Below are 26,998 nucleotides of genomic sequence, written 5' to 3'. Positions count from 1 at the left end.
ATTAAAGGCGGAAAACGAGTTCAACCGGCGCGTCCTAATCGCATCAACAAAGAGATTCGCGCCACAGAAGTTCGCTTAACAGGCGTCGATGGTGAGCAGATTGGCATTGTCAGTCTGAATGAAGCTCTTGAAAAAGCTGAGGAAGCTGGTGTTGATTTAGTAGAAATCAGTCCGAATGCCGAGCCGCCGGTTTGCCGTATCATGGATTACGGCAAATTCCTCTATGAGAAGAGCAAGTCGACAAAAGAACAGAAGAAGAAGCAAAAAGTCATTCAGGTTAAGGAGATCAAATTCCGGCCTGGTACCGATGATGGCGACTATCAGGTCAAACTACGCAACCTGATTCGCTTTCTGGAAGATGGCGATAAAGCCAAAATCACCCTGCGGTTCCGTGGGCGTGAAATGGCGCACCAGCAGATCGGCATGGAAGTTCTTAACCGTGTCAAAAAAGATCTGACTGAGGATTCTGATTTGGCCGTTGTGGAGTCTTTCCCGACTCGTATCGAAGGCCGTCAGATGATCATGGTGCTCGCACCTAAGAAGAGACAGTAAGGCATTCAAGTAACAGATATCCCTGCGCTTGCGCAGCAAGAGATCTGTTCGCCTAGCTAGCTCGTTGTAATTAACAATGCGAAGTGGATATATTCAATGCCAAAGATTAAGACAGTACGCGGCGCCGCTAAGCGCTTCAAAAAAACCGGTGCCGGTGGTTTTAAGCGTAAGCATGCCAACCTGCGTCATATTTTGACCAAAAAAGCTACTAAGCGTAAACGTCATTTACGTCCAAAAGGCATGGTATCTAAGAACGATCTAGGTTTGGTCGTAGCATGTCTGCCATACGCATAAGTAATTTTGGTTTGAATTAAGACGATAGGAGAAGTACATGGCTCGCGTAAAACGTGGTGTGGTAGCTCGTGCACGTCACAAAAAGATTTTAAAGCAGGCGAAAGGTTACTACGGTGCCCGTTCGCGCGTTTATCGTGTTGCATTCCAGGCAGTAATCAAGGCAGGCCAATACGCCTACCGTGACCGCCGTCAACGGAAGCGTCAATTCCGCCAACTGTGGATTGCACGTATTAACGCAGCTGCTCGTCAGAATGGCTTGTCTTACAGCCGTTTCATCAATGGTCTGAAAAAGGCTTCTGTTGAAATCGACCGTAAGATCTTGGCTGACATCGCAGTATTCGATAAAGTGGCATTCTCTGCACTGGTCGAAAAAGCGAAAGTAGCTCTGGCGTAAGTCAGAATTGAAGAGGGAGCTTGTCTCCCTCTTTTAATCTTTAGCTTTTTAAGCAATAAGGTCATCGTTATGATGTATACCGTTACTTTTCGCTTCTCTTTTTACTTTAGCGCCTGATTTCAGGAGGCTGGTGCGTAAGAATTGAAACGAAAAATAACGCCAAAGCCTCCCATCGTGGAGGCTTTTTTGTTTGTGCTTCAAGGTATTACCCTGACCTGGGAGCCAGTATTACTTTCTATGAACATGAATTTCTACGACACTAATTTATATAACTTAAATTTAGATCACTATAAGCGGGCCATACCGGCCAGAGGAAGAGGAAACAATGCCACATCTCGCAGAGCTGGTTGCCAAAGCCAAAGCAGCCATAGAAGATGCCCAAGATGTTGCCGCGTTGGATTTGGTACGCGTCGAATATCTAGGCAAGAAAGGCCATTTAACCCTTCAGATGACATCGTTGCGCGAACTGCCAGCGGAAGAGCGCCCAGCAGCAGGCGCTGTGATTAATCAGGCCAAACAGGAAGTACAAGAAGCTCTGAATGTCCGCAAAGAGACACTGGAGTCAGCGGTTATGAATGCCCGATTGGCAGCTGAAACCATTGATGTCTCTTTACCGGGGCGTCGTATGGAAAATGGTGGCTTGCATCCGGTTACCCGAACAATCGATCGTATCGAAACTTTTTTTGGTGAGCTGGGCTTTTCTGTTGAGTCTGGTCCAGAAATTGAAGATGACTATCATAATTTCGATGCATTAAATATTCCCGCGCATCACCCAGCTCGTGCTGATCATGATACTTTCTGGTTTGACGCTACCCGCCTGCTGCGCACGCAGACCTCAGGTGTGCAGATCCGTACCATGCAAGGCCAGCAACCACCGATTCGGATTATCGTGCCAGGCCGTGTTTATCGTAATGATTATGATCAAACACACACACCGATGTTCCATCAGATGGAGGGGTTGATTGTTGACCGCGATATCAGCTTCACCAATTTAAAAGGCACCCTGCACGATTTCTTGCGTAATTTCTTCGAAGAAGACCTGCAAATTCGCTTCCGTCCCTCTTATTTCCCGTTTACCGAACCCTCGGCTGAAGTGGATGTGATGGGCAAGAATGGCAAGTGGCTTGAAGTGTTGGGTTGCGGCATGGTGCACCCAAATGTATTAAGAAACGTTGGTATTGATCCTGAGATCTATTCAGGCTTCGCATTTGGTATGGGGATGGAGCGTTTAACCATGCTGCGTTACGGTGTCACCGATCTGCGTGCCTTCTTCGAAAATGATCTGCGTTTCCTCAAACAGTTTAAGTAAGGCGGGAATATCTCATGAAATTCAGTGAACTTTGGTTGCGCGAATGGGTAAACCCAGCCATTAGCAGTGATGCATTAGCCCATCAAATTACGATGGCTGGCTTAGAGGTTGATGGTGTCGAATCCGTTGCCGGCGAATTTAATGGTGTCGTGGTTGGCCTCGTGGTGGAGTGTGGTCAGCATCCCAACGCTGATAAGTTGCGAGTGACCAAAATTGATGTGGGCGGCGATCGCTTGCTGGACATCGTTTGTGGCGCCGCGAATTGCCGGCAGGGCCTGAAAGTGGCGGTTGCGACTGTGGGTGCCGTGCTGCCGGGTGATTTCAAAATTAAAGCCGCCAAACTGCGTGGCGAGCCATCAGAAGGGATGCTGTGCTCTTTCTCTGAGTTGGCAATTTCAGAAGATCACGATGGTATTATCGAACTACCTGCGGATGCGCTAATTGGTGTCGATGTGCGGGAATACCTGAAGCTGGATGATAAAACCATTGAAATCAGTGTCACACCAAACCGTGCCGACTGCTTGGGTATTATCGGTGTTGCACGCGATGTGGCGGTGGTTAACCAACTGCCATTAACTGAGCCGGATATGAGTCCGGTTGTAGCATCTATCAATGACAGCTTCCCGATCCGCGTGGATGCACCGCAAGCTTGCCCGCGCTATTTGGGCCGTGTGGTGAAGGGCATCAATGTCAAAGCCGCGACACCTTTGTGGATGCGTGAGAAGTTGCGTCGTTGCGGTATTCGTTCAATTGACCCGGTGGTTGACGTCACTAACTTCGTTTTGCTGGAGTTAGGTCAGCCCATGCATGCGTTTGATCTGGATCGCATCGATGGCGGGATTGTTGTTCGTCTGGCGGCCGAAGGTGAAGAGCTGACTCTTTTGGACGGCACAAAAGCCAAACTGAATGCTGACACTTTGGTGATTGCCGACCAGCAGAAACCGCTAGCGATGGCGGGCATCTTTGGTGGTGAGCACTCAGGTGTTAACGAAGAGACCCGCAACGTGCTGCTGGAGTCTGCATTCTTCAATCCACTGTCAATTACTGGCCGTGCGCGTCGCCATGGCTTGCATACCGATGCTTCTCATCGTTATGAGCGCGGTGTTGATCCTGCGTTGCAGCACAAAGCGATTGAGCGCGCAACTCGTCTATTGATTGATATCTGTGGCGGTGAAGCTGGCCCCGTTATTGATGTGACGGCAACTGAAGCGTTGCCAAAACGCGCGACTATCACGCTGCGTCGCGAGAAGCTAGACCGCTTAATCGGCCATCAGGTGCCTTCTGCACAGGTGAGTGACATTCTGCGTCGCCTTGGTTGTCAGGTGACTGAGCTTGGCACTGACTGGCTGGCAGTGGCGCCAAGCTGGCGTTTCGATATGGAGATCGAAGAGGATTTGGTGGAAGAGGTTGCCCGTATTTACGGCTACAACAATATTCCTGATGTGCCAGTTAAAGCTGATCTGGTGATGACCAAACACCGCGAAGCTGACTTACCGCTGAAGCGGGTAAAAACAGCATTAGTGGATCGCGGTTATCAAGAAGCAATTACTTACAGTTTTGTTGACCCCAAAGTGCAGGCGCTACTGCATCCACAGCAAGAGGCGCTAATCTTACCAAGCCCGATCTCTGTAGATATGTCTGCAATGCGCTTGTCATTGTTGACCGGTTTACTGTCAGCGGTGGTTTATAACCAAAACCGTCAACAATCGCGCCTACGTTTATTTGAAAGCGGTTTACGCTTTGTGCCTGATACTAAAGCAGATCTTGGTGTTAGACAGGATGTAATGCTGGCGGGTGTCATTGCAGGGCACCGTTACGAAGAACATTGGGATCTGGTGCGTCAGCCGATCGACTTCTATGATTTGAAGGGCGATCTGGAGGCAATTCTGGAGCTTACCGGCAAATTATCCGATGTTCAGTTCCGTGCTGAATCACATCCTGCACTGCATCCTGGGCAGAGCGCAGCAATTTATTTATCAGGGGAACACATTGGTTTCATTGGTGTAGTTCATCCTGAACTGGAACGTAAGCTGGATCTGAATGGTCGAACTGTGGTGTTCGAAGTGCAGTGGAACAAGCTCGCAGACCGCGCTGTGCCTCAGGCCAACGAGATTTCTCGCTTCCCGGCAAACCGTCGCGATATCGCTGTTGTGGTGGCTGAAAACGTTCCCGCAGAAGATATTTTGGCAGAGTGTAAGAAAGTTGGCGCAAATCAGGTAGTTGGCGTAAACTTGTTTGATGTGTACCGTGGCAAGGGCGTAGCAGAAGGTTATAAGAGTCTGGCTATTAGTCTGGTGTTGCAGGATACCGCCCGTACACTGGAAGAAGAGGAGATCGCCGCTACCGTTGCAAGATGTGTAGAGGCGTTAAAACAGCGATTCCAAGCATCCTTGAGGGATTGAACCTATGGCGCTTACTAAAGCTGAAATGTCAGAACATCTATTTGAAAAGCTAGGGCTTAGCAAACGAGATGCCAAAGATCTGGTCGAGTTATTCTTTGAGGAAGTACGTCGTGCCCTCGAGAATGGCGAACAGGTCAAACTGTCTGGCTTTGGCAATTTTGATCTGCGAGACAAGAACCAACGTCCGGGCCGTAATCCGAAGACGGGTGAGGACATTCCTATTACGGCGCGCCGTGTGGTGACTTTCCGTCCAGGGCAAAAGCTAAAAAGCCGAGTAGAGGGTGCCACTCCAAAAGAGTGAGTATTTCTCGAAACAAAAGGCCGCGCAAGCGGCCTTTTTCTTGCCCGTAACTTGTTGAAATACATTTATTTTATTTTAATGGTGTCCACATGCTGACTGCAGCTTAAGCTCTTGTTGCTCTTTTGCTATGTTCTAATAGTGAGTGTGTATTGAGCCAGACAAGAAAAAACCCCGCATTGCGGGGTTCTATATACGTGGCTAGATTTCATCACCCAATTTTTGTTAACCGTATTTTCGGGCAAACTCTTCATCTGAATTGCAAAGATAAATAATGAATTCAATGAAAGCGATAATCGCGGGAATGAATGTCCAGCAAAAAATGAGATATAAGAACCCTTGTCCAATCTTACCTAGATAAAATTTGTGCGCGCCAAATCCGCCAAGAAAAAATGCCAGAAGAGCCGCAACCATACGATTTCTCTCGCCCGTAACTTTTTGAGTTGCACCACAACTTGGGCAAGCTCTTGCTGATTCATGTATTTCTTTACCGCACCCACGGCAAAAAACCATGTTTGACATAATGTGTAATCCTTCTAAATTTCAAAGACAATCATAATCAGCGCACTGAATTTGCTGAGAGGTTTCAGCAAGGCACCTCATTGTGTGGACTCACAAGTCGTACTGATTTCATTTTGTTTTTAATATGCTAACTTCAGCTCAGTGGTTTTAACACTTAACTGATTGTAATGATTAATAGGTTAGCAATCCATTAGAAGAGATCCTGAGTCAAACAAAAAAGCCCGCACGCGGCAGGCTGATTGAAAACTGTTGAGTATCAAAAACCTAAATCAAACTGATCATCACCCAGATGCCCCGGCAAAAACAGATCGCGGGGTAGGGTGGCGGTGTTATTACGGCTGGGGTGGGACAGGATTTTATCGACTGATTGCAGCGTGGTGAATGTACAGCTGCAAAGCAGGTTTTGGCACTGGTGGTAATTCTCTTTGGTATTGACGGTTATCATTCTGCTGGTACGGGTGCGGGTGACGGCACCACATTGTGGGCATGACATCATGATAATAACTCCAACCTTCTCTTGCTTGGCTAAAGTATAACCTATTCATTCTCCGAATTCTTTTACTCTGTTTCTTCTCTGGCAGGCACCATTATGAAAGTGGTGGCGGCGCTGTCAATTGCCACTATTACGCTGGGCGGATTGGCGCTGGCGGCGGCGGCGTTATTGGGGCCGATGCTGGCCCTGCGGTTGGGGTTCTCGCTACTGGCCGGTAATGGGGGACTGGGTGCATTACTGCCGAAATTCAGCGGGTTATCGGGTGGCATCAGTCGGTTAGTGCCTAACCTGCTGCGTGTCTCTCCGGCGTTGTTGTCGTGGCGTACCAGTGCCAGCGTAGCCGGTTCTGCGCTGGGTGGCTTGCAGTCGAAAATGGCACTACTGGGTTCCAATGCACAGATGGCACTGTCGGCGGCGCAGCCCGGCCTGTTGGCCAGCATGCAACAAAGCGCCAGCGATATGCTGGCCCGCACGCGGGAGATGATCGCGCCGAATGATTTTGACTCGTTATCACTGGCCGGTGATATTCCGCAGCTGGCGAGAAAGCCGCTCAATGCGCAGCGCAATAGTGGCCCGATAACCCATGAGGGCGACCGCTACGACATCACCATCAACCTGCAAGGTCAGCAGGCGGCCAACATAGATGAGAATAAGCTGGTCAATATGCTGTATGACAAAATCGCCACTCTACAGCGCCAGAAAGAGTCCCGCCTCCGTTCTACGTTCACAGACAGGGAGCAATAATTATGATGATGGTTTTCGGGTTGTTTGTGTTTGAACTGCGCACCGCACCTTATCAGAATCTGGGGCAGGTGAGCACCTTCCGGCACGTCAATAACAGTCGGGTCGGCAAGTCGCCACGCTATCAATATATTGGCCCCGGTGAAGATAAAATTACGCTGGGCGGGACATTGTACCCGGAAGTGACCGGCGGCGATGTGTCGCTGGCCGCACTGCGCACCATGGCCTACACTGGCAAAGCCTACCCGCTGATAGAAGGCACTGGCGGGATCTACGGCATGTTTGTGATCACCGGCATCAGTGAAACCCGCACCGAGTTTTTTAAGGATGGCAAGGCGAGAAAAATTGAGTTCTCGCTCAGTCTGGAAAAGGTCAGCGAGGATTTGCGCGAAATGCTGGCCGATGTGGATCTGGGGTTTGAGGGCCAATGGAACGGTTTTGTACGCTAAGAGGAAATAGCCTTAAATATCATGAGTTTTAATGCGGTCAAAAAAACGGCAGTTTACACCTGAGCACAATGCCGTATTATCGGATGAGTAACTAAATACAGGGAGATAAAGAAATGGATGCGACGTTACTTTCAAGGATGCGGTCAGGTGGCAGGATTACAAGCTGGTCAGAAACGATGGTGAACCTGGAGGCCCGTAAGCTGATTAATATCGCGAACACGCTGTCCGCTTCCCACCTTAGTGATAGTCTGACCCGGATGAATTTTGTTCAGGAAATAAAGGAAGTTGTTGAGCAACAGTTCGCTGCCGCGCGACGTGCTACATCGGACGAAGAGTGTATGGTCTGCATACAAAGTCTGAGAGCGGAGACGGAAAACCTTCAGGCGCAGGACCGGATGTTGCGGCTGAAAACCGCGAAACTTTACGCCAAAGTGGAGTTCGTCCGGGAAAATAATAAAATTGTCGGGTATGTTATTTCAGCTGTACATATTGTTGTTTCCGGTGCTGCTATTGTCGGCGGCGCTTTAATGATTTCAACAATGACGCCTCTTGGTATGCTGGCTGGAGCAATACTTGTAATGGACGGCGTTAATGGTTTATCAAAAGAAATCATCCCTCGCCTGTATGGCGAACAATACCAAACCGAGGGTTTTTTTGCTGATGGAGTCGTGGAGGCTGCTCAATTTATGGGGTTTAAACCAGAATCCGGTCTGGCTTTTTATAATGCAGTTACATTAAGTGCAGGTGTTTACAGCATCTTCGGGCTGGCAAGAAAACCAGAAGCCTGGCGATTATTCAAATGGTTGCCACGGGATTACTACCGAAAGGTAGATACTATGAGTCGGCCAAAACTAACAATGAAAATAGTGGGCTACGGTATTAAAGCAAAAGTAGTTTTCGACTTACTGGCTACAGACAATAATGGCAGTTAATTTATATTTCCTCTCCAATACCGCCATGACTTATAAGAAAGGACTGGCGGTTGGATGAAAGTGACGATCACTACCGCGATCAGAAGAGATAATCCCCCACCTACCACGGTTTGTTTCGATGAAAATAACACGAGGAAGATAAAAACCATCAGACAAGCTGATGTAATCCAAAGAACAACCCTAAATTTATTTGCCAAATCTTGAATGGCTTCCCCAAGGGTTCCACCATAGCTTTCCACGTTATTCTTAATCTTTTGTAGTTCAGCATTTGTAAATCCTGATTTTAAAAGCTTTTCTTCGTTAACGTTCATAATTTTTTAATCTCTTAAAGACATGTAATGATCTGTATAGGGTATACCAAAAAACCAGTCACTAATCGACCATTATCACAGCTTCCTTTCCTTTGTGAGTAATATTTTAAGTATAAATAACAGATAGTTATGTCGTTATTGTGGCTTTTACACCATTAACCCTCAATCCCTATTAGTGCAATGAGGTGGCGCACGATATTAAGCCCACTGACTTATCTGGCTAGCGGCCATGTGGGAACGATATAACCTTGATTCACCGCTTCAATCAAAAGCCACTGCGGCAGCTCCGGTAACTCAATCAGCGGCCAGTTTTCTACTGTCGGCCATGCGCGATAGGCGGCGCGGGTGGTGGTTAACTCGTCGCGCTGCTGCGTCGTCAGCGGGATATCATCAATGGAATAATCACTCACCATCATGGGATCAGTATCCACAATAAAATCATCACGGTACTGTCGGGCCTTTGCTGCCAGCTCGTCAGCCGTCAGGGGTGGCGGCGGTGATAGTGGCGGGATATCGACCTACACCGGACGATTATCAGCCACCCCCAGCATTTGGCCGAAGGGTGCAGGTTGTTTCCAATAAAGCGCCTGTTCTTCATCACTCACCACGATAAGACTTTTCGTAATATCATCATGAAAACTACCATCTTGTGCCATATTCTCGGGAATAAATGCCACTAATGTCGGGCTAAATAATGCTTTCATTTTAATATCCTATCGCTATATAAAAAACACTCACGGACTGATCTGTTCGAAGATTTTGCACAAAACCCGTCAAATGAGTCACTGGCCCGACATTGGCGGGGTTAAGAGCTAGATTTGCAAACGATGAGTTTGGTGTGGCCGTCGATGCGGTTGTTAAACTCGCATTAAGTAATTTATTTGGGAAAGGTATTGGTAACGCCCATGTAAACGCCTGTGCTCCAATCACGTAAGGAAGTAAGCTCGGTATTAGCCCAATCTGGATAATCAGCCCACCGGGAACATCCGGAATACGAATATAATCATTTGTGGTAAATACTCTTTTGCTAAAGAGACTCATTAGTGCAGAGGGGGTAATTAAGCTATTTATCGTGATACCTGTGGCAACTTCCGTATTTGTCGCGACCCCTTTTTTAGCCGCATCACCCAACCTGCATCAGTGGCTTATAGGTTTCGGCACAGTTGGCAATGGCAACCAAATCACCGTCTTTATCCAGCAAGCCAATTTCACGTATCCACCACCCGCCCTCCGTTTCCGGAATCACCTGTTCAGCGATAATCTGGCTACTGTTGGCCGCATCGACACTTAATGAGTTCAATGCGGCGCGGCGTTTCTCGCCAATCAGTTGCGTTTGTGCGGCGTTCGGCAGCGGTAATACGCCACCACCGTCGCCCACGGCCATCTGAGTGATCTGTAGTTGGGTGTCGAGGGCCGTGGCGTTCGCCAGTTTGGCCGCCCCCAGATGGGTCAGTATGGCAAAGAATTTTGTGGTCATGGGTTTACGCTCACGCTGTCAATAAGATGAAGTGTGCCGCCGGTGTAGTGCTGGCCGCTCACGGTAATAGTTTCAGGTAAATAGGGGTAAACAGTCAGCTCATCGCCGTCGTAACTGGCGACACTGACAGGGATCGCGCCGGAGACATCCAGATTGATAGACAGGCCCACCAGATGGCGGCTGCAGGGTTTGGCCCCATCAATTAGCCGCTCCAGTTCAAAATACATTTCGTCAGTAATGCCGGTTTCCAGTACGCCGACATCAAGGCGAAAGGTGCCGGGCGCTTCATTGGTTTTCCACCACTCAATCACCCGAATAAGGTAGCCGAGCGGCTCCACCACGCGCCGCAGTGCGCCAATAGTGCCCTTGAGTTTGTGTAGGTAAGCCGAAGATTTCACTACCGCGCGTTTGGTGGCTTCCGGCCAGCTCTCATCCCAGCGATCCACTGACCACGCCCACGCCAGATAGGGCAGTAACGGTAGCGGGCACAGGTCGGCACTCCATAACTGGCGCAACGGCACCGGCACCTCACCTAATCTGGCCTGCGCGGCAGCACATACCGGTTCAGCTTCCGGCCCCGGATAGATATAGAGCACCGCGTCAATCTGGTATTCGACAATGGCGGCGGATTGCACGGTGACGCGGTCAGCCACCGGCCGCACGTCCTCGTCATTCAGGGCGGTGCGGACAATCTCCAGCAGTTGCGGCGAGGCTTCGCCGGTTCCGGCCCGCGCCAGCACGGTGACAGTGACACGGGCCGGTGATGGACTCAGCGCCGAGGCATCAGCTACCCGCCCATCAGCGCTACGGGCGTGAGCTTCATAGGCTCCGGTCGGCCCGGCGACACTCAGCGCTTCAAAGGCTTGCGGGATCCGCAGGCGAAAATCAGTATCAGATTCCATCACCGCCGCTGTCGGCGGAATGGTGTCCAAATCAGCGGGGGTGATCACCAGACGTTGAACGTTATTGTTCGCCCCCAGTTGGTCTAAGTCGCTGCCGTTGGCATAGGCCACCATCACCGCCTGCGCCGCCTCGTTAACCCGCTGGCGTAATACCAGTTCACGGTAGGCGTTTTCCTGCAATAACTTGACCAGTGGCTCGGACTCTAACGATAAGGTGCGGGTGATGGCCGCCTGCTCGTCAACCGGATAGAGGGCGATCAGTTCCGCCTTACGTTCAGCGAGCAGGGTTTCATAATCCAGTGCTTCCACCGCCAGTGGGGCGGGTAGCTGTGACAGGTCGATAGTGCTCATGAACCGCCTCCAACGGGGATCGCCAGATTAAAGATATCAGCCAGATCGGTGCGCTGGCCCTGAAGCTCCAGCGTCATTTTGCCCGCCTGCGGCTGTGCCAATAACACGCGGGTCAGTACCACACGCGGCTCCCAGCGCATGATCGCGCTGTAGGCCGCCGACATAGCTTTTAGCCGTAACAGCGGGTTCTGCGGGTCGTCAATCAGGTCAGACAGCAATGAACCATAGCCCCGGCGCATACAGCGCGTGGTGGTCGGAGTGGTGACGATATCGGTGATCGACTGGGTGATATGGTCCATATCGGTAATGCGTCGCCCGGTCTGGGCATTCATGCCTAAATAGATCATGTGTTTGGCCCGTCCGAGTGACTCCCACCGCGCTGCACGCCGCTGTGGGTGTGGCTATCAACCACTACGCCATTGGATGAGAAGCTGCCGCCGGAGTGCTGAATATTTCCGGTCATTTTGCCGCCTTGTTTCACTTCTAAGGTGGCGGTGGTCAGATGTTGGGTGCACTTTTCTGATATAGAGAGGCAATGATCACCCCAGCGGATAACTCGCCGCCAGCGGCCAGAATAATCACCTGCTCCCCTGCGGTCGGCGGCCACCATGTTTTAGCGGTTCCGGCGCGACGCACCGACCACGGCAACCAGTCAGTGAGTAATTCACCGCAGCGTACGCGGGCTTTGGGCGGATCAAGGGTTAAATCCACCTGTTCCACGATACCGAAACGGATCAGATTCATTATCAGGCGATAGATTTCGGCGTTGGTCATGGCGGTCAATACTCGTTATTCAGCGTAACGGTATTGTTTACGCGCGCGGGCAGGGGCGCAACGCGCGGCAGTTGTAGGGGGACTGTGACAACTTTTAGCGAGAAATTTCGGTGTGGTTTAGCTAATACAGCGGGCGAATAGCGCAGTCATGCGTTGATAGCGGCAATGGTAGCCATCAATATTGGCCTGAATCCATTCATCGGGGTTGATGCCAGCGAAGGAGATTTGAAAGCCACAATTGATAATAATGTGTTCGAACAGCAGCCGCTGCGCCCGGCCATTACCTTCACGGAAAGGGTGGATAACATTAAGATCAGAGTAGTACTCAGCCAGTTTTACAATCAGCGAGTCATAGGGCAGGCCAACCAGATAGTTTTCTCGTGCCAGTTGGTTAAACAGCCGGTTAGCTTCAGGGGCAATACGATTGATATTGCAAAATCGGCTGGTGCCTTTGGAGATATCAATGGTACGCAGCTCTCCGGCCCAATGATAAATATCGCCAAACAAGGCTTGATGCAGTGAGCGCCAGTAAAGTAAGTCATAGGGCGGTGGGCTAAATTCGATCTCCATAATCGCCAACTCGGAAAAATCTTTTTCCATCTCAATAAACTGGTCATCATCAGTAATACCGAATTTATTGATTAACACCTGACTGTTCGGATAGGTATAAGGATCTGGGCCGTCACCGTATTTATCGCTGTTCACCGCGAACTCGGCTGGTTTTTGGTGGCGTATTTATTCATCAGGCTTTGCTTCAGTTTAGCCCTTTCGTTCTTTGAGGTTGGCAACGTTTGATTAGTGCTGTTTAAGCCTTCCAAACGCATACTTTGACGATAATTTTCTAACTTCACACGGTCGAAGTACTGTTTTTTCTCAGCCAGACTCGTCATTACATTAGCCATTACGATCCCCAGTAAAACATATAGACATGCAGATAAAACAAATATACGCGATCCAGCGGAGTTTTTCATCCCAGCGTAATGTTAGCCACGGGCGATAAAATCAAATACCTGATTGATTACGCAAGTAGCGAAACGGACGCAGACGCACTATCCCAAGCTAGGTGAAATCATCCCAGTATTAACACAACGGTTAACTGATGAGGCCAAACGATTGCTGCCGGGCAATCCAGCGGCTTAGCCACTGCTGCCCGTCCTAAATAGTGATTATGCGGCAAAATCTAGAGCTTATTCGCTCTGGGCGGTACGCTGTCCAGTTGCTCGATACTGCCATCGTCATTCAGTTGCTCCATATGAATATCAAATCCCCATAAACGATGAATATGTTTCATCACTTGTTGGCGGCTTTTATCCAGTGGTGCGCGGTCATGGGGAATGTAGCGCAGGGTTAAGGAGCGGTCACCGCGCAGATCTACGTTCCAGACCTGAATGTTTGGCTCATGATTGCTCAGATTGTATTGAGCTGATAATTCATTACGGATGGCACGATAGCCCTCTTCATTGTGAATAGCGGAAATCTCCAGATAATTATGTTTATCATCATCCAGCACAGTGAAGAGACGGAAGTCACGCATCACTTTTGGTGATAAGAACTGGCTGATAAAGCTCTCATCTTTAAAGTCGCGCATTGCAAAATGCAGGGTATCTAACCAATCTTTGCCCGCGATATCCGGGAACCAGTAGTAGTCCTCCTCGGTCGGCGATTGGCAGATGCGCTTAATATCCTGAAACATCGCAAAACCCAGGGCGTAGGGGTTAATGCCGTTGTAATAAGGGCTGTTATAGGGCGGTTGGTAGACAACATTGGTGTGGCTGTGCAAAAACTCCATCATAAATCGATCAGTGACCTGACCTTCATCATACAGATGGTTAAGAATGGTGTAGTGCCAGAATGTCGCCCAGCCTTCGTTCATCACCTGAGTCTGTTTTTGTGGGTAAAAATATTGGCTGACTTTACGCACTATGCGCAGCACTTCCCGCTGCCATGACTCCAGCAGTGGGGCATTTTTCTCCATAAAATAGAGCAAATTTTCCTGCGGTTCACTGGGGTAGCGCTGAGCCTGCGCCTGAACTTCGCCTCGATCCTTGCGTGGCAATGTTTTCCACAGTGAGTTGACCTGACTTTGCAGATACTCTTCGCGACTTTTCTGGCGGGCGGTCTCTTCAACCAGCGAGATTTTTTGTGGGCGCTTATAGCGATCTACCCCGTAATTCATCAGCGCATGGCAAGAGTCCAGTAGCCGCTCAACCTCCTCCACACCGTAGCGCTCCTCGCATTCACTGATGTAATGGCGTGCAAACAGCAGATAATCCACAATCGAGCTGGCATCTGTCCAGGCACGGAACAGATAGTTATTTTTGAAGAAAGAGTTATGCCCATAGCAGGCGTGAGCCATCACCAGCGCCTGCATGGTAATGGTGTTCTCCTCCATCAAATAAGCGATACAAGGATTGGAGTTAATCACAATTTCGTAGGCCAGACCTTGCTGACCATGCTTATATTTTTGCTCGGTTTCGATAAATTTCTTACCGAAAGACCAGTGGGTATAGTTAATGGGCATGCCAATACTTGAATAGGCATCCATCATCTGTTCTGAGGTGATAACCTCGATTTGATGGGGGTAAGTCTCAAGCCGGTAATGTTTTGCTACCCGGTCTATCTGGTCCAGATAGACCTGCAACAATTCAAATGTCCAGTCCGGGCCGTCAGTCAGGCGCTTATCTTGCGCGGTCTGTTTCGGTGTTGAAGTTGTCATTAGCGCATCCTCACGGTTTTATAACCCTGCAAAATACCGGTCACTTCAATAATCCTAGCTTAATATGAACAAATTGAGGCATGGCAAGACCTTATGTCAACCTAGATTATTATTAGCCCTAAGAATGTACAAACTTAAACAGACTATCATTAGACTATTATTCTGCTTATAAGCTGAATTTACAGAATATAAAACCAATAAAAATGACATATACAACATGCTAATTATTCATGCTGTTAATAGGGATAAATAAGCTATTTTTTAGCCTTTTTGGCGTATTGCTACATAAAAATAGAATCTTATCGCTATTTCGCACCAGCTATTGAACTCAAAAGTGATTACGGCGTAAATTAATTGTGAATTAAGTCACAGTCTATAATTAATATGTTGGCTAGTTTTTTCTGCTAGGTTAATTTTCTGTCAACGGAATATTGTGCTTTTGGTGTGGTTTGGGAGAGGAATATGCGCATTGTCATTTTAGGAAGTGGCGTTGTGGGTGTAACCAGTGCCTGGTATCTCGCGAAAGAGGGTCATGACGTCACTGTCATTGATCGTCAGGAGGGGCCAGCGCAGGAGACCAGTGCCGGCAATGCGGGGCAGATATCACCGGGATATGCCGCCCCTTGGGCCGCGCCAGGGGTGCCGCTTAAGGCGATAAAATGGATGTTCCAGCGCCATGCACCGCTGGCGATTCACCTTGATGGCAGTAGTTTTCAGCTGCGCTGGATGTGGCAAATGCTGAGAAACTGCGACACCTCCCACTACATGATCAATAAAAGCCGCATGGTGCGGCTGGCAGAATATAGCCGTGATTGCTTAAAAGATCTGCGGGAAGCGACCGGCATTCAGTATGAGGGGCGGCAGGGGGGAACCTTGCAACTGTTCCGAACCGAGCAGCAGTTTGATAACGCCGCCAAGGATATTGCGGTGTTGGATGATGCCGGCGTGCCATATTCGTTGTTAACCGCCGAGCAACTGGCCACAGTAGAACCCGCATTGGCGAAAGTGGCGCATAAACTCAGCGGCGGGCTACGTTTGCCAAATGATGAAACTGGCGACTGTAAACTGTTTACCGAGCGTTTAGCTAAGATGGCTGAGCAGGCGGGGGTCAAATTCCGCTTTAATTGCCCGGTAGATAAACTGCTGGTGGATGGTGATCAAATTGCTGGCGTGTTGTGCGGCGACGATATTATAAAGGCCGATGCCTATGTGGTGGCGTTTGGTGCCTACTCAACGGCGCTACTGGCGGGGCTGGTCTCCATTCCGGTCTATCCGCTAAAAGGCTACTCACTGACTATTCCCATTACTGATCCCGCCTCGGCCCCGGTTTCTACCGTGTTGGATGAGAGCTACAAAATTGCGATTACCCGCTTTGATGATCGCATTCGGGTGGGGGGGATGGCGGAAATTGTTGGCTTTAATACTCAACTGGCACCAGCGCGGCGTGAAACCCTGGAGATGGTGGTCAGGGATCTCTATCCCGATGGCGGCAATATCAGTCAGGCCAGCTTCTGGACCGGTTTGCGCCCGATGACGCCCGATGGCACGCCGATTATTGGTCGTACTTCGCTGAAGAATCTCTATCTGAACACCGGCCATGGCACCTTGGGCTGGACCATGGCGTGCGGCTCGGGCCAACTATTGGCTGATATTATCGATGGCCGCCGTCCCGCTATATTGGCTGATGATTTGGCGGTCGCGCGTTATAGTGCGGGCTTTCGGCCGCTAAATTTCACGCCGTTGCATGATGTGCATCCGGTTCGTTAGTCAATTTTTATCTATTAATCATCACCGCCATGCAGAGAGATGCTGCTGAGCGGTGAGTCATTGAATACTGTTCTGGAAGGAATAAGCATGCCTCGCCCGATAGCCGCTACGCTTCATCTGTCCGCTTTGCACCACAATTTGAGTCTTATTCGCCGCCATGTAGGCAGTGCGAAGATCTGGTCGGTGGTGAAAGCCAATGCCTATGGCCATGGTTTGGCGCGCATCTGGCAGGGGCTGGCTGCCACCGATGGTTTTGCGCTACTGGACTTGAATGAAGCCATCTTATTGCGCGAACAGGGCTGGCAAGGGCCAATTTTGCTGCTTGAGGGCTTCTTTCAGCCGCAAGATCTGGCGCTGTTGGATCACTATCGACTGACCACCATAGTGCACAGTGACTGGCAGCTTGAGGCCATCAGCGCCGCGCGTTTATCCGCACCGCTGAATATCTATTTGAAACTCAATAGCGGCATGAATCGTTTAGGTTTCCCGGTTGGGCAGGCAGATGCAGTTTGGCAATGGGCAAACAGTCTGAGCAATGTTGCTGAGGTGACGCTAATGAGTCACTTCGCCAATGCAGATAATCATATCGGCACCCATGAGCAATTTTCGCGCATCCAACAGGCTAGCGGGCATATTTCGGCGACCCGCTGCTTTGCCAACTCGGCGGCTATTCTACATGCCCCCGAGACGCACTACGATTGGGTGCGCCCTGGCATTATTCTCTACGGTGCCTCTCCCAGTGGGAATATTGCCGATATTGCGGAGATTGGCTTGCGCCCGGTGATGCATTTGCACAGTGAGATTATCGCGGTTCAGGTGCTATCCGCTGGCCATCAGGTGGGTTATGGCAGCCGCTACCGGGCAACTGGCGCGCAGCGGATTGGCGTGGTGGCCTGTGGCTATGCCGATGGCTATCCGCGCTTAGCCCCCAGTGGCACACCAATCAGGGTGGATGGGATTTTAACCCAGACGGTGGGGGCGATTTCGATGGATATGCTCACGGTAGATTTAACCCCATGCCCGCAGGCGCAGGTGGGCAGTCAAGTTGAGATTTGGGGCGCAAACCTGCCGATCGATAATGTGGCCGCCGCGGCAGGCACGGTAGGCTATGAGTTGATGTGTGCACTGGCGGCCAGAGTGCCGGTGAGTGTTCGGCCCTGAGACAATAGCCGTCATGGCCCGCGTTTAAATGCTGTGGGCAGAGGTTAACCGGCGGCCTCTACCCTCGGACTCAAGTGCAAGGGCGTGCCAGCGGTATTATGCCGCTGAGCCGCCAAATTCCAGGTAAATTTTCGCCAGATTTTTGTACTGATTGAAACTATTTTCGTTCAGCGCCAGCTCCTCCTGACGGCGTTTTTCCTGTGAGTCCAGCCAGTCGCTGATGGTGACCGCACCCTGTCGGTAGCGGATCGCGTTCAGCTGTTCCGACTTGCGCGCCAATGTCAACGCTGCCCGCAGATGCGTTTCCTGTGCCATCAGCTGTGCGCGCAGCGACAACGCGTCGTTGACATCGGCCATCGCCTTGTACAGCGCCTGTTTGAACTCCAGTCTCTGCCGCTCATAGTCGTTGCGGGCGATCTTAATGTCCACGTTAATCTGCCGCCATTCGAGGAACGGCAGTGTCAGACCCGCGCCAACGTTACCTACCGGGTTGCTCAGAAATTCCAGCAACGCGGCGCTGCTGGTACCCAGCGAGCCCGTCAGGCTGAATGCCGGATAATACTGAGTGCGTTTCACGTCGACATTGGCCAATGTTTCGCGCAGCCGCAGCTCTTTGGCGCTGATGTCCGGTCGACGGCTCAATACGCAGGCCGGAATGTCGGTGTTAATCTGCGGTAATGGGACTACCGGCAAGCGTACGGGTTCAACCACGGCACTGCCCAGCGGTGCGCCCAGAAGAGTCGCCTGTTCATTCAACGCCTGCTGGCGTTCATACTGTAATGTCAGTAGATGGTCTTCCTGTGTCAGCAGATATTGTCCGGCGTCCACCATGTCCAGCGGCGATGTGCTGCCGGCGCGATAGCGGGCAGTGGCCAGTCGCAGTGTCTCTTTGGCGTAGGCGATGCTCTCCCGGCTGATGCCGATTTGCTGATTGAGGAAGCCTATATGCCAGTAGTTCGTGCTGGCGTCGGCCAACAGCGTCAGGCGGGTGGTTCGCAGATCCTGCTCAGTCGCCTGGCGGGCCCACTCCGCCGCGTCGCGCTGCCTTGCCAGCTTGCCCCACAAGTCAACGTCATAACTGGTGTTGAGGCTGACATTGCTGCTTTTGTTCCACGGCGATGCGTCAGGCAGTGATGTGCTGGCTTTGATGTCCAGCGAGGCATCAGCACCGGGGGCGGCTTTGATGTCGACTTGCTCCGCCTTAAGCCGAGTTTGATACAGTCGCAGCGCAGCCACGGCCAGATTGTTATTATTGGCCATCACCTGCTGCAGCCAGCGTTCGAGGTCTGGATCGTGGAAGTCGCGCCAGTCGAACGGCGGCGGCGCGGCGGCCTCGGTTTCATGCTGCCAGTGGGCCGGGTAGTTGACTTGCGGCGTCAGATACTCGCTTTTCAGCTCGTTACCGCAGCCGGTGCTGAGCAGGACGGCGAGGTATAAAGTCAAAGGGGATAAAATTTTCATGGGTTACTCGCTGGCCAATGAGACTATCGGATCCATCCTTGCTGCCTTACGTGCGGGGAGATAACCAAAGATCATGCCGATTAATGTTGAACAGAAAAACGCCGCCGCTGCAGCTTGCCAGGAGTAGATGGCGGTGAACATGCCGCCTGCCAGAGCGGTGAACAGCGAACCGGCGGCGAACGACAACGCGATGCCCAATGCGCCGCCGATCAAACACACCAGCACAGCTTCGATCATGAACTGCTGCATGATGTCGCGGCGCCGCGCACCGACTGCCATGCGCACGCCGATCTCATGAGTGCGTTCGGTCACTGAGACCAGCATGATATTCATTACGCCCAGACTGCCGATGACCAGTGAGATAGACGCCACCATCAGGATCAACAGGCTGAGGGTCATCGAGGTGCGCTCGATGGATTTTCGATACTGATCACGGTTGAATAGCCTGAAATCCTTCACGCCGTGGCGCTGGGTCAGCAGTTGGGTTATGGCGCTGACAGCCGACTCGTTGGCGACGTTATCCCGCAGTCGCACGCTGATGCTGCTGAGCATCGGTTTGCCCACCATGCGGTACATCACCGTGCTGTAGGGCATCCACACATTGATGCGGTTTGGCTCATAGTTGAAGTTGTTCTTTGCGATGCCGATCACCCGCGCGGGCACTGCGCCGAGAAACACTATCTGGCCGAGTGGTTTCACGCCGACGTCATCGAACAGTGCCTGACGAGCGTTGTCATCAATGATCACCTCTTGCAGTGCGTTACGGTCGTCACGAAAGGTTGAGCCCTGCAGGAGAGTGATGCCGTTGACGCGAAAATGGTCGAGCCCAACGCCGCGGATAGAGGCGGTGGCAGACTTGTGGCGAAAGCGGATACTGTCTGAAGCGCGAACCTCGGGGCTGACGCTATCGATAAAGTGTTGTTTCGCCAGCGCCTCGGCGTCCGACGGCACCAGGGTGCGGATGCTGTCGGTGCCGTCGTCGAAGAAGTCGCGCCCCGGATAAATGCTGACTGTGTTGGTGCCCAGTCCTTTGAGCTCTTCCAGCGTGCGCTGTTTGGCACCTTCGCCCAGCGCCACCACCATCACCACTGCAGCGATACCGAAGATAATGCCGGTCATGGTCAGTGTGGTGCGCAGACGATGGGCGTTCATCGCTTTCAGTGCCATGTGCAACGATTCGCGGGTGCGGTCAAACAGGTTTTGCCAGCCGCTTTGCCGGCTGCGATTCGGCGTCGGCAGTGATGGCGAGCTGACCGATTTGCGGCCACTGTCCGCCATGATCTCGCCGTCCCTCAGCTCAATAACGCGCCGGGCGTACTGCGCCACCGTCATGTCATGGGTGACGATCACTATGGTATGGCCGCGCAGGTTCAGCTCGTTGAGGATCGCCAGCACTTCCTGGCCGGATTGGGAGTCCAGTGCGCCAGTCGGCTCGTCTGCCAGAATAATCTCGCCGCCATTGATAAGCGAGCGAGCGATGCTGACGCGCTGCTGCTGACCGCCGGAAAGCTGGCCGGGTTTGTGATCCTCTCGGCCTTCCAGACCCAGTCGTGCCAGCAACTGCGCGGCACGCTGACGTCGCTGTTCGCGGCCAGTGTTGGCGTAAATCGCCGGGATTTCGACATTACTCAGCGCGCTGAGATCAGGCATCAGATGATAGCGCTGGAAAATAAAGCCAATATGCTCGCGGCGTAATCTGGCAAGTTCATCCGGCAACAAGTGAGCGGCATTTTGGCCACTGATGTAATAGTCGCCGCGGTCCGGCACGTCGAGGCAACCCATGATATTCATTAGTGTTGACTTGCCGGAACCGGAAGCGCCGATGATAGCCACCCATTCACCGGCGGCAATGGTCAGGTTGATGTTCTTCAGTACCGTCAATGGCTGAGCGCCGTGGGTATAAGTGCGGCTGATGCCCTTTAGCACAATAATATTGCTCACAGGAATATGCCATCCTCAGCCGATTTGGTACTGGGTTGTGACAGCACCACAAGTTCACCGACTTTCAGCCCGCTGAGGATTTGGATATCGACGTTATCGGTGATGCCGGTTTTCACCTCGCGCATTTCCAACTGACCACTGTTGCTCAGCACCCGCACCTGCTGTTTTTTTCCTTCGGTTTTCTGCACCGCCTGGATCGGCACCAACAGGGTGTTTTTGGCATTCTCACGTAACAGCGAAACCTGCGAGGTCATGCCAATACGCAGGCGGTTTTCCGGGTTGGGCACGTCCAGCAGCGCGTTGTAGTAGACTGAGGCATTTTTTGACGTGTCGTCAGTAGCGGAGCTGTTGCTGGCACCGGGCGCATCGTCTTTCATCACCGATTCCGGCGCTAGCTCGACGGTACGCAAGGTGGCGTAGTAGCGCCGATCCGGCTCAGAGAAAATGGAGAAGTAGGCTTTCTGGCCCGCGAAAATATGGGTGATGTCGGCCTCGGATATCTGCGCTTTGATGGTCATCACGTCCAGCCGCGCTAGCTTGATGATGGTCGGCGCACTCTGGCTGGAGTTTACCGTTTGACCTTGCTGCGTGACCACGGCGATGACGATGCCGTCCATCGGTGCCAACACCCGGGTGTAGCTCAAATCGACTTTTTTCTTTTCGACGTCTACCTGCATCTGCACTAGCTTGGCGTCAAGCGACAATAGCTCGGCACGGGTGGTGGCAAGTTGCTCTTCGGCTTTTTCGAAGTCTTCACGGGAACTGGCCTCGTCGTTTAGCATGCGGCGTTGGCGCTTGAAGTGCGATTCGGCCTGCTTTAGCTGCGCTTGTTTAGCCTGCCGATCAGCTTTGACGATGTTGAGTGCCGCTTCGGCGGTGCGCAGCTCGTTGCGTTGCGGCAGAGAGTCGATATCGGCGACCAGTTGCCCTTTGGTGATCCGGTCACCCAGTTTTACCTTCAGCGATTTGACCTGACCGGACACCTGTGCACCGACGTTGACGCGTTCGAATGCATCAAGGCGCCCGGTGGCCAGGACGGCATTCTCGATATCGCCCAGCCGCGCGGGTGCGGTGACGTAAGCGGGCGGCGACGGGCGTTGCCAATAGATCACCAGCGCAACGGTGCTAACGATGAATACGACGGCGATAAGTGTCAGGCGGCGAGCAGTGAGTTTCATTAGCAGAGTGTCCGATGTTTTCATAACGATAAAAGCGGCCATCCCAATGATCCATCATGGCGGTGTTAGCGTTAACGGGAGGTAAACGCCCTGCATATTCCCGTTGGAAACACGATTATTGTTGTCACGTAGTTTGATAAAGAGGGGAACTCAGTTGAGCTGGATGTAAAACAGATAACAAAAATTAAATCATGTTAAATGTGGCGATGATGAGTCGTCATCCTCAGGATGTTGAGGATGACGACCATCACCTTAGGGCGGCGGCTAGTTTATTTTTTGCAAGGTGCCGCGAACATGTTTACTGGCGCGGCGCGCCTGCCATGCCAGTAAGCAGCCCGCCAGCATCACAATCGCGAGTGACAACTTAGGCTCAATCGGCAGGGCCATTGCCAACAGGCCCAGCCCGGCACCACCGGCCATCTGAACAAAGCCCACCAATGCGGAGGCGACACCCGCTTCATTGGCGTAAGGTTCCAGTGCATAGCTGGTGGCCGGCCCCATCATAAAGGCTAAACCGGCACAGGCGCTGGCGACAGGTAACATATAGACCAGCCAGTGGTTTTGTGTTTCCGCCGCTAGCTGTGTTAGGCCAAATAGTAGCCCCAGAGAGCCTAATGCCATTAGCCAGCTACCGACCATTAAGCAGGTCGGGCGGCCCACTTTTTGGATAATCCGATTGGCAAAAAAGCTGACAGCCATGATCCAAAAACCATTGGCGCCGAAAACCAGCGAGAATTGCAGCGGGCTAAGCCCCGCGCCCACCATCAATACATTGGGGGCCAGCGAGACATAGGTTAACGCCATGCCCATCGCCCCTGCATTCACCAGTGAGAATTTCAGAAAACGCTCATCGCGCAAAATGCGCAGATAGTTTTTGATTGGCAAGCCGTTTGCGGGCTGGGTATCCACCGGGCGAGTTTCTGGCAAAAAACAGATGATGAGGATTAAGACCAGTAAGCCGTACAGCGCCAGGAACCAGAAGGGGGCGCGCCAGCCAAAAGCTTCCGCCAGTAATCCACCCAGTAGTGGTGCCAACGCGGGGACGATATTTAATGTCCCATTAAGGAAACCATAAGCGCGGGCGGCTTCATTGCCGTTGAGGCGGTCACGCACGCCACTGAATGCCACCACCGCCGTACAGCAAACCGCCACACCTTGTAACAGACGGGAGCTGACGAACATCAGCGGGCTGACCGCCAGCGCGGCCATAGCCGCACCCAGCATGTAGAGGATGATGCCGATAATGGCGATCGGTTTGCGGCCATATTTATCAACCAATGGCCCGGCGATAAGCTGACCGATACCCAGCACCAATATGAACAGGGCAATGGTGGATTGGATCAGTGACTCGCTACTCTGCAACCCCTTGGCAATCGCCGGGATGGTCGGTAAGTAGAGGTCGATGCCCAAGGGGCCAAGTAAAATCAGGCTTAACAGCAGGAAAAGAAATTTTTGCATAACAACAGAACAACATCCAGAGAACAAAGGCCGCAAGGATAAATAACTTGCTGGCAAATGAAAAGGTTGGGATACCCCAGTTATATCAGTGACAATGTCACTTATTGGGGCGTTTAGTGCCGCGAATAGAGTACTACAACTAATAGTTTATCTCTTATTATTCATCGGCTAAATGACGCTGTGATTAAATGACGCTGTGATTAAATGATGCAGTGATTAAATGATGCAGTGATTAAATGATAGTGCGGTGCTCTAACCAGTGTTCCAACTTGATGGCGGGCAGCGCCTCAGAGAAGAGGAAGCCCTGACCAATCTGATAACCTTGCCGGCTCAATAAGGTGCGCTGGGCCTCATTCTCCACCCCTTCGACAATCACTGACAGCTGTAGGCTCTCGCCAATACGTATCACCGCCTCACTGAGGGTGCGGCTGGTCTCGTCATATTCAAGATCATGGACAAAACTCTTATCCAGCTTTATTTCATCCAGATCCAAACGGCGCAGGTAACTTAGGCTGGAGTAGCCGGTGCCGAAATCATCCATTGATAGCCGCACGCCCAGGCGATGAATTTTCTCTATGGTGGCGAAAATGGCCGGATTATTCTCGATCAAGATATCTTCGGTGATCTCTAGGGTCAGATCCTGTGGCGGCAAGTGGTAATGCTGCAAGATGTGGAGGATCATCTCCGGTAGGCCCGGATTATGGAAGTTGGTGGGGGATAAATTCACCGAAACTGAGGGGATATCAATCCCTCGCAAGCGCCAGTCGGCTAACTGCTGGCAGGCGGTCTCAATCGCCCATAGGGCCAGTTCGTTAATCAGACCACTCTCTTCGGCGATAGGAATAAAGCGCTGCGGGGGGATACTGCCCAGTATCGGGTGGTTCCAGCGGCTAAGGGCCTCCACCCCATACAGATGCCCATCTTTCAACATCACTTGTGGCTGATAAAATAGCTCAAGGGAGCCGATATGAAAGGCATGGCGCAGGGCATCTTCCATATCTTGCCGTTGCTGATTGAGATCATTCATCTCGGCGCTAAAGAAATTAAAATACCCGCGCCCCATATTTTTGGCTTTATGCATGGCGATGTTGGCATGGTTCATCAGCGTATCCATATCCAGACCATTTTCGGGATATAGGCTGATCCCGATACTGGCGGAGGGAATAATATTGACGCTGGCTATTTGGCAAGGTTGAGACAGCTGGCTGAGAATTTTCTCAACTTTTAGGGTGGCTTGCTGCATGGTGCAGGGGGCCAAAATAATAATATATTCATCACCGGATAGGCGGCCAATAATGTCACTTTTGGTCAGGTCGTTGCGCAGCCGCTGGGCGATTAAGGCGAGCAGTTCATCGCCAGCCCCTTGACCGAGTGAGTCATTCACTTGTTTGAAACGATCCAGATTGATCACTAATACCGCCAGTGTGTGACCTATTTCAGTGGCCATGGCGATGGCTTGTTTAGCATACACCTGAAACTGGCTGCGATTTGGCAACCCGGTCAGTGAGTCATAAAAGGCTAAATGCTGAATTTGCTTGCGTGATTGCTCGCGCTCCATGGCCAGAGAGCACAAGTTGGCAATCAGCTTCACCAACTGACAGTGGAACTCACTGGGGCCGCGTACCTCTTTGTAGTAAAAAGCAAAGGTGCCCAGAATCTCGCCCTGACTGGATAGGATCGGGGTTGACCAACAGGCCCGCAACCCATGGGGCAGGATGAGATGGCGATAGTTCTCCCATAGCGGATCAGTTGCAATATCTTGTACTTCCACCGCCTGCTTACGAAATGCCGCCGTCCCGCATGAACCCGCTATCGGGCCAATGGGCACGCAGGCGAGCGCGGCGGTGTAAATCAGGGGCAGGCTAGGGGCGGCGAGGTGGCTAAGGTAATTTTGTCCGCTAGCTTGTAAAATGCTGGCGGTCACTTCGGGGGCAATGCGCTCAACTTCATGGCACAGTAAGGACATCACCTCTTCGAGGGGGCGCTCCCGGACCAGGGCTTCCAGCACCCGATATTGCAGCACTTCATACATTTTGGTCAGGGTGATATCAGTGAGTACACCGATGCTAAAGCTCGGTTTCCCCTGTTCATCCACCAGTGAGTTGATGACGGCGGAGCACCAGTGGGGTTGACGATCTTTGCCATAGAAAAGCTCTTGCGGCAGCAGTTGTTGGCGGGCATTGGCTGAGGTGGCATCCATCAGTGCCAGCTGCACATGATGTTCGCTCTGCAGCAAATCAACCATATTTTGCCCCATCGCCTGCTCTGGCGTGTAACCGAAAAGCTTGGTAAACCCTTGATTAATATAGATGGCCTCTTGCCCATGATCACTATTTGCCGTGATAAACATGGCGCTGTCACTGCGATCCGTTAACTGGGTTAACAGTTGCACCCACTCCTGTGTGGCCTCTTGCTGCTCAATTAAAAAAGTGATGTCTTTGGCGATTTTCACCATGTGAGTCACCGGGCCGTCAGGGCCAGGGACCGGCTGATAAATAGCCGCTAACCAGATAGTTGAACCATCTTTGTGCAAGCGCTTAAAGCTGCCTTCCAGTGATTCCCCCGCCAGTAAGCACTTTTTAATCTTCTGATACTCTTCGCTGGTGGCGTAGTCTGAGTGGCAAAACATCAAATGATGTTGACCAATGACCTCCTCACGTTGATAGCCAAAATAATCAAGATAGTTTTGATTGACCGCGATAATACGGTCGGAAAGGTCAAATTCAATAATGGCTAATGAGCTATCCAGTGCGGTTAATAACGCACTATTTTCATTGTATTCAGACTGCGTGGCCTCTTGCAATGCTGCTTTTTTCTTAGCCATCATGGGGAATTCCTATGCAAAATAAGCGCTTGGCAGTCTATTACTTCAATAAAATCACCTTGGTAGTCATGGAATACCACTATTCTTTAATAAAGAACATAGGATAAATGACAAATTTTCAGCGAAAAATAGTGATGAAAATATTAAAGATACAGCACTCTTATTTATTCGCTCCCGCACGCAAAGAACAGATGGTGGGCAAGATTAGTTATTAAGTTTAGTCGACAATTGGAGCGGTGAATGGAGTATTTACAACTGGCAGCTGACAGCAAGTGAGTTATTTATTACTAA

The 26,998-nt window shown here is 51.4% G+C and carries 27 protein-coding genes, 2 pseudogenes and 1 other annotated feature; of the genes and pseudogenes, 11 read left to right on the top strand and 18 right to left on the bottom strand.

Going from position 1 to position 26,998, the window contains the following annotated elements; genetic code table 11:
• From infC to ihfA, 6 genes are all read left to right on the top strand, one after another.
• Nucleotides 1-552, top strand: a complete 552-nt coding sequence (infC, locus tag FFE93_RS11175) for a translation initiation factor IF-3 (protein WP_011816226.1) — start codon at nucleotides 1-3, stop codon at nucleotides 550-552.
• 96 nt (nucleotides 553-648) lie between these two features.
• On the top strand, nucleotides 649-846 hold the full coding sequence (rpmI, locus tag FFE93_RS11170; RefSeq protein WP_004713020.1) for a 50S ribosomal protein L35: 198 nt from the start codon (nucleotides 649-651) through the stop codon (nucleotides 844-846).
• 37 nt (nucleotides 847-883) lie between these two features.
• On the top strand, nucleotides 884-1,240 hold the full coding sequence (gene rplT / locus FFE93_RS11165; protein WP_004706556.1) for a 50S ribosomal protein L20: 357 nt from the start codon (nucleotides 884-886) through the stop codon (nucleotides 1,238-1,240).
• Nucleotides 1,241-1,308: 68 nt separating this feature from the next.
• Nucleotides 1,309-1,431 (top strand) — a sequence feature (Phe leader region).
• Nucleotides 1,432-1,565: 134 nt separating this feature from the next.
• Nucleotides 1,566-2,549, top strand: coding sequence for a phenylalanine--tRNA ligase subunit alpha (gene pheS / locus FFE93_RS11160; protein WP_005272321.1), 984 nt, complete (start codon nucleotides 1,566-1,568; stop codon nucleotides 2,547-2,549).
• Nucleotides 2,550-2,563: 14 nt separating this feature from the next.
• Nucleotides 2,564-4,951 carry a phenylalanine--tRNA ligase subunit beta gene (gene pheT, locus FFE93_RS11155; RefSeq protein ID WP_138775131.1) on the top strand — a complete coding sequence of 796 codons (2,388 nt, stop codon included), beginning with the start codon at nucleotides 2,564-2,566 and terminating at the stop codon, nucleotides 4,949-4,951.
• A gap of 4 nt (nucleotides 4,952-4,955) precedes the next feature.
• Entirely contained in the window at nucleotides 4,956-5,252 is a 297-nt protein-coding gene (ihfA, locus tag FFE93_RS11150; RefSeq protein WP_004875238.1) for an integration host factor subunit alpha, read from the top strand.
• Nucleotides 5,253-5,474: 222 nt separating this feature from the next.
• Here the strand turns inward: ihfA and FFE93_RS11145 are convergent, their stop codons facing one another.
• Nucleotides 5,475-5,771, bottom strand: coding sequence for a TM2 domain-containing protein (locus tag FFE93_RS11145; RefSeq protein WP_032896992.1), 297 nt, complete (start codon nucleotides 5,769-5,771; stop codon nucleotides 5,475-5,477).
• A 256-nt stretch (nucleotides 5,772-6,027) separates the two neighbouring features.
• On the bottom strand, nucleotides 6,028-6,267 hold the full coding sequence (locus FFE93_RS11140; protein WP_032896990.1) for an ogr/Delta-like zinc finger family protein: 240 nt from the start codon (nucleotides 6,265-6,267) through the stop codon (nucleotides 6,028-6,030).
• A gap of 93 nt (nucleotides 6,268-6,360) precedes the next feature.
• Here FFE93_RS11140 and FFE93_RS11135 point away from each other — a divergent pair, with 93 nt between their 5' ends.
• The 3 genes from FFE93_RS11135 to FFE93_RS11125 all read left to right on the top strand — a co-directional run bounded on the left by FFE93_RS11135 (nucleotide 6,361) and on the right by FFE93_RS11125 (nucleotide 8,386).
• The gene (locus tag FFE93_RS11135) at nucleotides 6,361-7,008 is read left to right on the top strand and encodes a hypothetical protein (RefSeq protein WP_138775130.1); all 648 of its coding nucleotides are present in this window, start codon (nucleotides 6,361-6,363) and stop codon (nucleotides 7,006-7,008) included.
• Nucleotides 7,009-7,010: 2 nt separating this feature from the next.
• Nucleotides 7,011-7,454, top strand: a complete 444-nt coding sequence (locus FFE93_RS11130) for a phage tail protein (protein ID WP_138775129.1) — start codon at nucleotides 7,011-7,013, stop codon at nucleotides 7,452-7,454.
• Between the two features lie 113 nt (nucleotides 7,455-7,567).
• Entirely contained in the window at nucleotides 7,568-8,386 is an 819-nt protein-coding gene (locus FFE93_RS11125; protein ID WP_099460565.1) for a DUF4225 domain-containing protein, read from the top strand.
• On the opposite strand, the gene FFE93_RS11120 is transcribed toward FFE93_RS11125, so the two are convergent.
• The 11 genes and pseudogenes from FFE93_RS11120 to FFE93_RS11075 all read right to left on the bottom strand — a co-directional run bounded on the left by FFE93_RS11120 (nucleotide 8,383) and on the right by FFE93_RS11075 (nucleotide 14,917).
• Nucleotides 8,383-8,697, bottom strand: a complete 315-nt coding sequence (locus FFE93_RS11120; RefSeq protein ID WP_032898773.1) for a hypothetical protein — start codon at nucleotides 8,695-8,697, stop codon at nucleotides 8,383-8,385. The two genes, FFE93_RS11125 and FFE93_RS11120, sit on opposite strands and share 4 nt — an antisense overlap.
• A gap of 212 nt (nucleotides 8,698-8,909) precedes the next feature.
• Entirely contained in the window at nucleotides 8,910-9,113 is a 204-nt protein-coding gene (locus FFE93_RS21735; RefSeq protein WP_261368992.1) for a phage tail protein, read from the bottom strand.
• Nucleotides 9,114-9,215: 102 nt separating this feature from the next.
• Nucleotides 9,216-9,401 carry a hypothetical protein gene (locus FFE93_RS21730; protein WP_005278665.1) on the bottom strand — a complete coding sequence of 62 codons (186 nt, stop codon included), beginning with the start codon at nucleotides 9,399-9,401 and terminating at the stop codon, nucleotides 9,216-9,218.
• Nucleotide 9,402: 1 nt separating this feature from the next.
• Nucleotides 9,403-9,828: a hypothetical protein gene (locus FFE93_RS11110; protein WP_071984950.1), complete on the bottom strand. Its 426-nt coding sequence runs from the start codon at nucleotides 9,826-9,828 to the stop codon at nucleotides 9,403-9,405.
• Nucleotides 9,824-10,174 (bottom strand): annotated as a pseudogene (locus tag FFE93_RS11105) (phage tail protein); the annotation flags it as partial. The pseudogene FFE93_RS11105 and the gene FFE93_RS11110, both read right to left, overlap by 5 nt.
• Nucleotides 10,171-11,427, bottom strand: coding sequence for a phage tail protein I (locus FFE93_RS11100; RefSeq protein WP_138775128.1), 1,257 nt, complete (start codon nucleotides 11,425-11,427; stop codon nucleotides 10,171-10,173). The pseudogene FFE93_RS11105 and the gene FFE93_RS11100, both read right to left, overlap by 4 nt.
• Nucleotides 11,424-11,774 (bottom strand): GPW/gp25 family protein, encoded by a 351-nt coding sequence (locus FFE93_RS11095; RefSeq protein WP_049601714.1) that lies wholly within the window; start codon nucleotides 11,772-11,774, stop codon nucleotides 11,424-11,426. The genes FFE93_RS11100 and FFE93_RS11095 overlap by 4 nt, the downstream gene beginning before the upstream one ends.
• Nucleotides 11,771-12,201: pseudogene (locus tag FFE93_RS11090) on the bottom strand (phage baseplate assembly protein V). The gene FFE93_RS11095 and the pseudogene FFE93_RS11090 overlap by 4 nt, the downstream one beginning before the upstream one ends.
• Before the next feature lie 117 nt (nucleotides 12,202-12,318).
• Nucleotides 12,319-12,906 carry a Fic/DOC family protein gene (locus FFE93_RS11085; RefSeq protein ID WP_005278645.1) on the bottom strand — a complete coding sequence of 196 codons (588 nt, stop codon included), beginning with the start codon at nucleotides 12,904-12,906 and terminating at the stop codon, nucleotides 12,319-12,321.
• Nucleotides 12,903-13,103 carry a YhfG family protein gene (locus tag FFE93_RS11080; protein ID WP_226713267.1) on the bottom strand — a complete coding sequence of 67 codons (201 nt, stop codon included), beginning with the start codon at nucleotides 13,101-13,103 and terminating at the stop codon, nucleotides 12,903-12,905. The genes FFE93_RS11085 and FFE93_RS11080 overlap by 4 nt, the downstream gene beginning before the upstream one ends.
• Nucleotides 13,104-13,381: 278 nt before the next feature.
• Nucleotides 13,382-14,917: a SpoVR family protein gene (locus FFE93_RS11075; RefSeq protein WP_005278639.1), complete on the bottom strand. Its 1,536-nt coding sequence runs from the start codon at nucleotides 14,915-14,917 to the stop codon at nucleotides 13,382-13,384.
• A gap of 462 nt (nucleotides 14,918-15,379) precedes the next feature.
• Between FFE93_RS11075 and FFE93_RS11070 the strand changes: the two genes are divergently transcribed.
• Nucleotides 15,380-16,684: a D-amino acid dehydrogenase gene (locus tag FFE93_RS11070; RefSeq protein ID WP_138775127.1), complete on the top strand. Its 1,305-nt coding sequence runs from the start codon at nucleotides 15,380-15,382 to the stop codon at nucleotides 16,682-16,684.
• Between the two features lie 87 nt (nucleotides 16,685-16,771).
• Nucleotides 16,772-17,845 (top strand): catabolic alanine racemase DadX, encoded by a 1,074-nt coding sequence (dadX, locus tag FFE93_RS11065; protein WP_049601704.1) that lies wholly within the window; start codon nucleotides 16,772-16,774, stop codon nucleotides 17,843-17,845.
• Between the two features lie 96 nt (nucleotides 17,846-17,941).
• Here dadX and FFE93_RS11060 read toward each other — a convergent pair whose 3' ends face one another.
• The 5 genes from FFE93_RS11060 to FFE93_RS11040 all read right to left on the bottom strand — a co-directional run bounded on the left by FFE93_RS11060 (nucleotide 17,942) and on the right by FFE93_RS11040 (nucleotide 26,710).
• Nucleotides 17,942-19,306, bottom strand: coding sequence for a TolC family protein (locus FFE93_RS11060; protein ID WP_049601700.1), 1,365 nt, complete (start codon nucleotides 19,304-19,306; stop codon nucleotides 17,942-17,944).
• Nucleotides 19,307-19,309: 3 nt separating this feature from the next.
• A complete protein-coding gene (locus FFE93_RS11055) occupies nucleotides 19,310-21,247 on the bottom strand; it encodes a MacB family efflux pump subunit (protein ID WP_138775126.1) in 1,938 nt (645 codons plus the stop codon).
• Nucleotides 21,244-22,425 (bottom strand): efflux RND transporter periplasmic adaptor subunit, encoded by a 1,182-nt coding sequence (locus FFE93_RS11050; protein ID WP_138775226.1) that lies wholly within the window; start codon nucleotides 22,423-22,425, stop codon nucleotides 21,244-21,246. The genes FFE93_RS11055 and FFE93_RS11050 overlap by 4 nt, the downstream gene beginning before the upstream one ends.
• A gap of 264 nt (nucleotides 22,426-22,689) precedes the next feature.
• A complete protein-coding gene (locus FFE93_RS11045) occupies nucleotides 22,690-23,883 on the bottom strand; it encodes a multidrug effflux MFS transporter (RefSeq protein WP_049601694.1) in 1,194 nt (397 codons plus the stop codon).
• Between the two features lie 232 nt (nucleotides 23,884-24,115).
• Nucleotides 24,116-26,710, bottom strand: coding sequence for an EAL domain-containing protein (locus tag FFE93_RS11040; RefSeq protein ID WP_049601691.1), 2,595 nt, complete (start codon nucleotides 26,708-26,710; stop codon nucleotides 24,116-24,118).
• Nucleotides 26,711-26,998 lie beyond the last annotated feature (288 nt).

It is taken from the genome of Yersinia sp. KBS0713 (assembly GCF_005937895.2).
GTDB classification, from domain to species: Bacteria; Pseudomonadota; Gammaproteobacteria; order Enterobacterales; family Enterobacteriaceae; genus Yersinia; species Yersinia bercovieri.
The sequence above is the reverse complement of the archived record's forward strand: the minus strand, read 5'-3'. Positions and strand labels throughout refer to the sequence as shown.

What these genes read in the sequence shown, in the direction of transcription:
- FFE93_RS11100 (WP_138775128.1), bottom strand. Translation starts at nt 11,427, where the DNA reads ATGAGCACTATCGACCTGTCACAGCTACCCGCCCCACTGGCGGTGGAA.
- FFE93_RS11135 (WP_138775130.1), top strand. Translation starts at nt 6,361, where the DNA reads ATGAAAGTGGTGGCGGCGCTGTCAATTGCCACTATTACGCTGGGCGGA.
- pheT (WP_138775131.1), top strand. Translation starts at nt 2,564, where the DNA reads ATGAAATTCAGTGAACTTTGGTTGCGCGAATGGGTAAACCCAGCCATT.
- FFE93_RS21730 (WP_005278665.1), bottom strand. Translation starts at nt 9,401, where the DNA reads ATGAAAGCATTATTTAGCCCGACATTAGTGGCATTTATTCCCGAGAAT.
- FFE93_RS11075 (WP_005278639.1), bottom strand. Translation starts at nt 14,917, where the DNA reads ATGACAACTTCAACACCGAAACAGACCGCGCAAGATAAGCGCCTGACT.
- FFE93_RS11070 (WP_138775127.1), top strand. Translation starts at nt 15,380, where the DNA reads ATGCGCATTGTCATTTTAGGAAGTGGCGTTGTGGGTGTAACCAGTGCC.
- FFE93_RS11045 (WP_049601694.1), bottom strand. Translation starts at nt 23,883, where the DNA reads ATGCAAAAATTTCTTTTCCTGCTGTTAAGCCTGATTTTACTTGGCCCC.
- pheS (WP_005272321.1), top strand. Translation starts at nt 1,566, where the DNA reads ATGCCACATCTCGCAGAGCTGGTTGCCAAAGCCAAAGCAGCCATAGAA.
- rpmI (WP_004713020.1), top strand. Translation starts at nt 649, where the DNA reads ATGCCAAAGATTAAGACAGTACGCGGCGCCGCTAAGCGCTTCAAAAAA.
- FFE93_RS11050 (WP_138775226.1), bottom strand. Translation starts at nt 22,425, where the DNA reads ATGAAACTCACTGCTCGCCGCCTGACACTTATCGCCGTCGTATTCATC.
- FFE93_RS21735 (WP_261368992.1), bottom strand. Translation starts at nt 9,113, where the DNA reads ATGATGGTGAGTGATTATTCCATTGATGATATCCCGCTGACGACGCAG.
- dadX (WP_049601704.1), top strand. Translation starts at nt 16,772, where the DNA reads ATGCCTCGCCCGATAGCCGCTACGCTTCATCTGTCCGCTTTGCACCAC.
- FFE93_RS11060 (WP_049601700.1), bottom strand. Translation starts at nt 19,306, where the DNA reads ATGAAAATTTTATCCCCTTTGACTTTATACCTCGCCGTCCTGCTCAGC.
- FFE93_RS11130 (WP_138775129.1), top strand. Translation starts at nt 7,011, where the DNA reads ATGATGATGGTTTTCGGGTTGTTTGTGTTTGAACTGCGCACCGCACCT.
- FFE93_RS11040 (WP_049601691.1), bottom strand. Translation starts at nt 26,710, where the DNA reads ATGATGGCTAAGAAAAAAGCAGCATTGCAAGAGGCCACGCAGTCTGAA.
- FFE93_RS11120 (WP_032898773.1), bottom strand. Translation starts at nt 8,697, where the DNA reads ATGAACGTTAACGAAGAAAAGCTTTTAAAATCAGGATTTACAAATGCT.
- ihfA (WP_004875238.1), top strand. Translation starts at nt 4,956, where the DNA reads ATGGCGCTTACTAAAGCTGAAATGTCAGAACATCTATTTGAAAAGCTA.
- rplT (WP_004706556.1), top strand. Translation starts at nt 884, where the DNA reads ATGGCTCGCGTAAAACGTGGTGTGGTAGCTCGTGCACGTCACAAAAAG.
- FFE93_RS11080 (WP_226713267.1), bottom strand. Translation starts at nt 13,103, where the DNA reads ATGGCTAATGTAATGACGAGTCTGGCTGAGAAAAAACAGTACTTCGAC.
- FFE93_RS11140 (WP_032896990.1), bottom strand. Translation starts at nt 6,267, where the DNA reads ATGATGTCATGCCCACAATGTGGTGCCGTCACCCGCACCCGTACCAGC.
- FFE93_RS11095 (WP_049601714.1), bottom strand. Translation starts at nt 11,774, where the DNA reads ATGATCTATTTAGGCATGAATGCCCAGACCGGGCGACGCATTACCGAT.
- FFE93_RS11125 (WP_099460565.1), top strand. Translation starts at nt 7,568, where the DNA reads ATGGATGCGACGTTACTTTCAAGGATGCGGTCAGGTGGCAGGATTACA.
- FFE93_RS11145 (WP_032896992.1), bottom strand. Translation starts at nt 5,771, where the DNA reads ATGTCAAACATGGTTTTTTGCCGTGGGTGCGGTAAAGAAATACATGAA.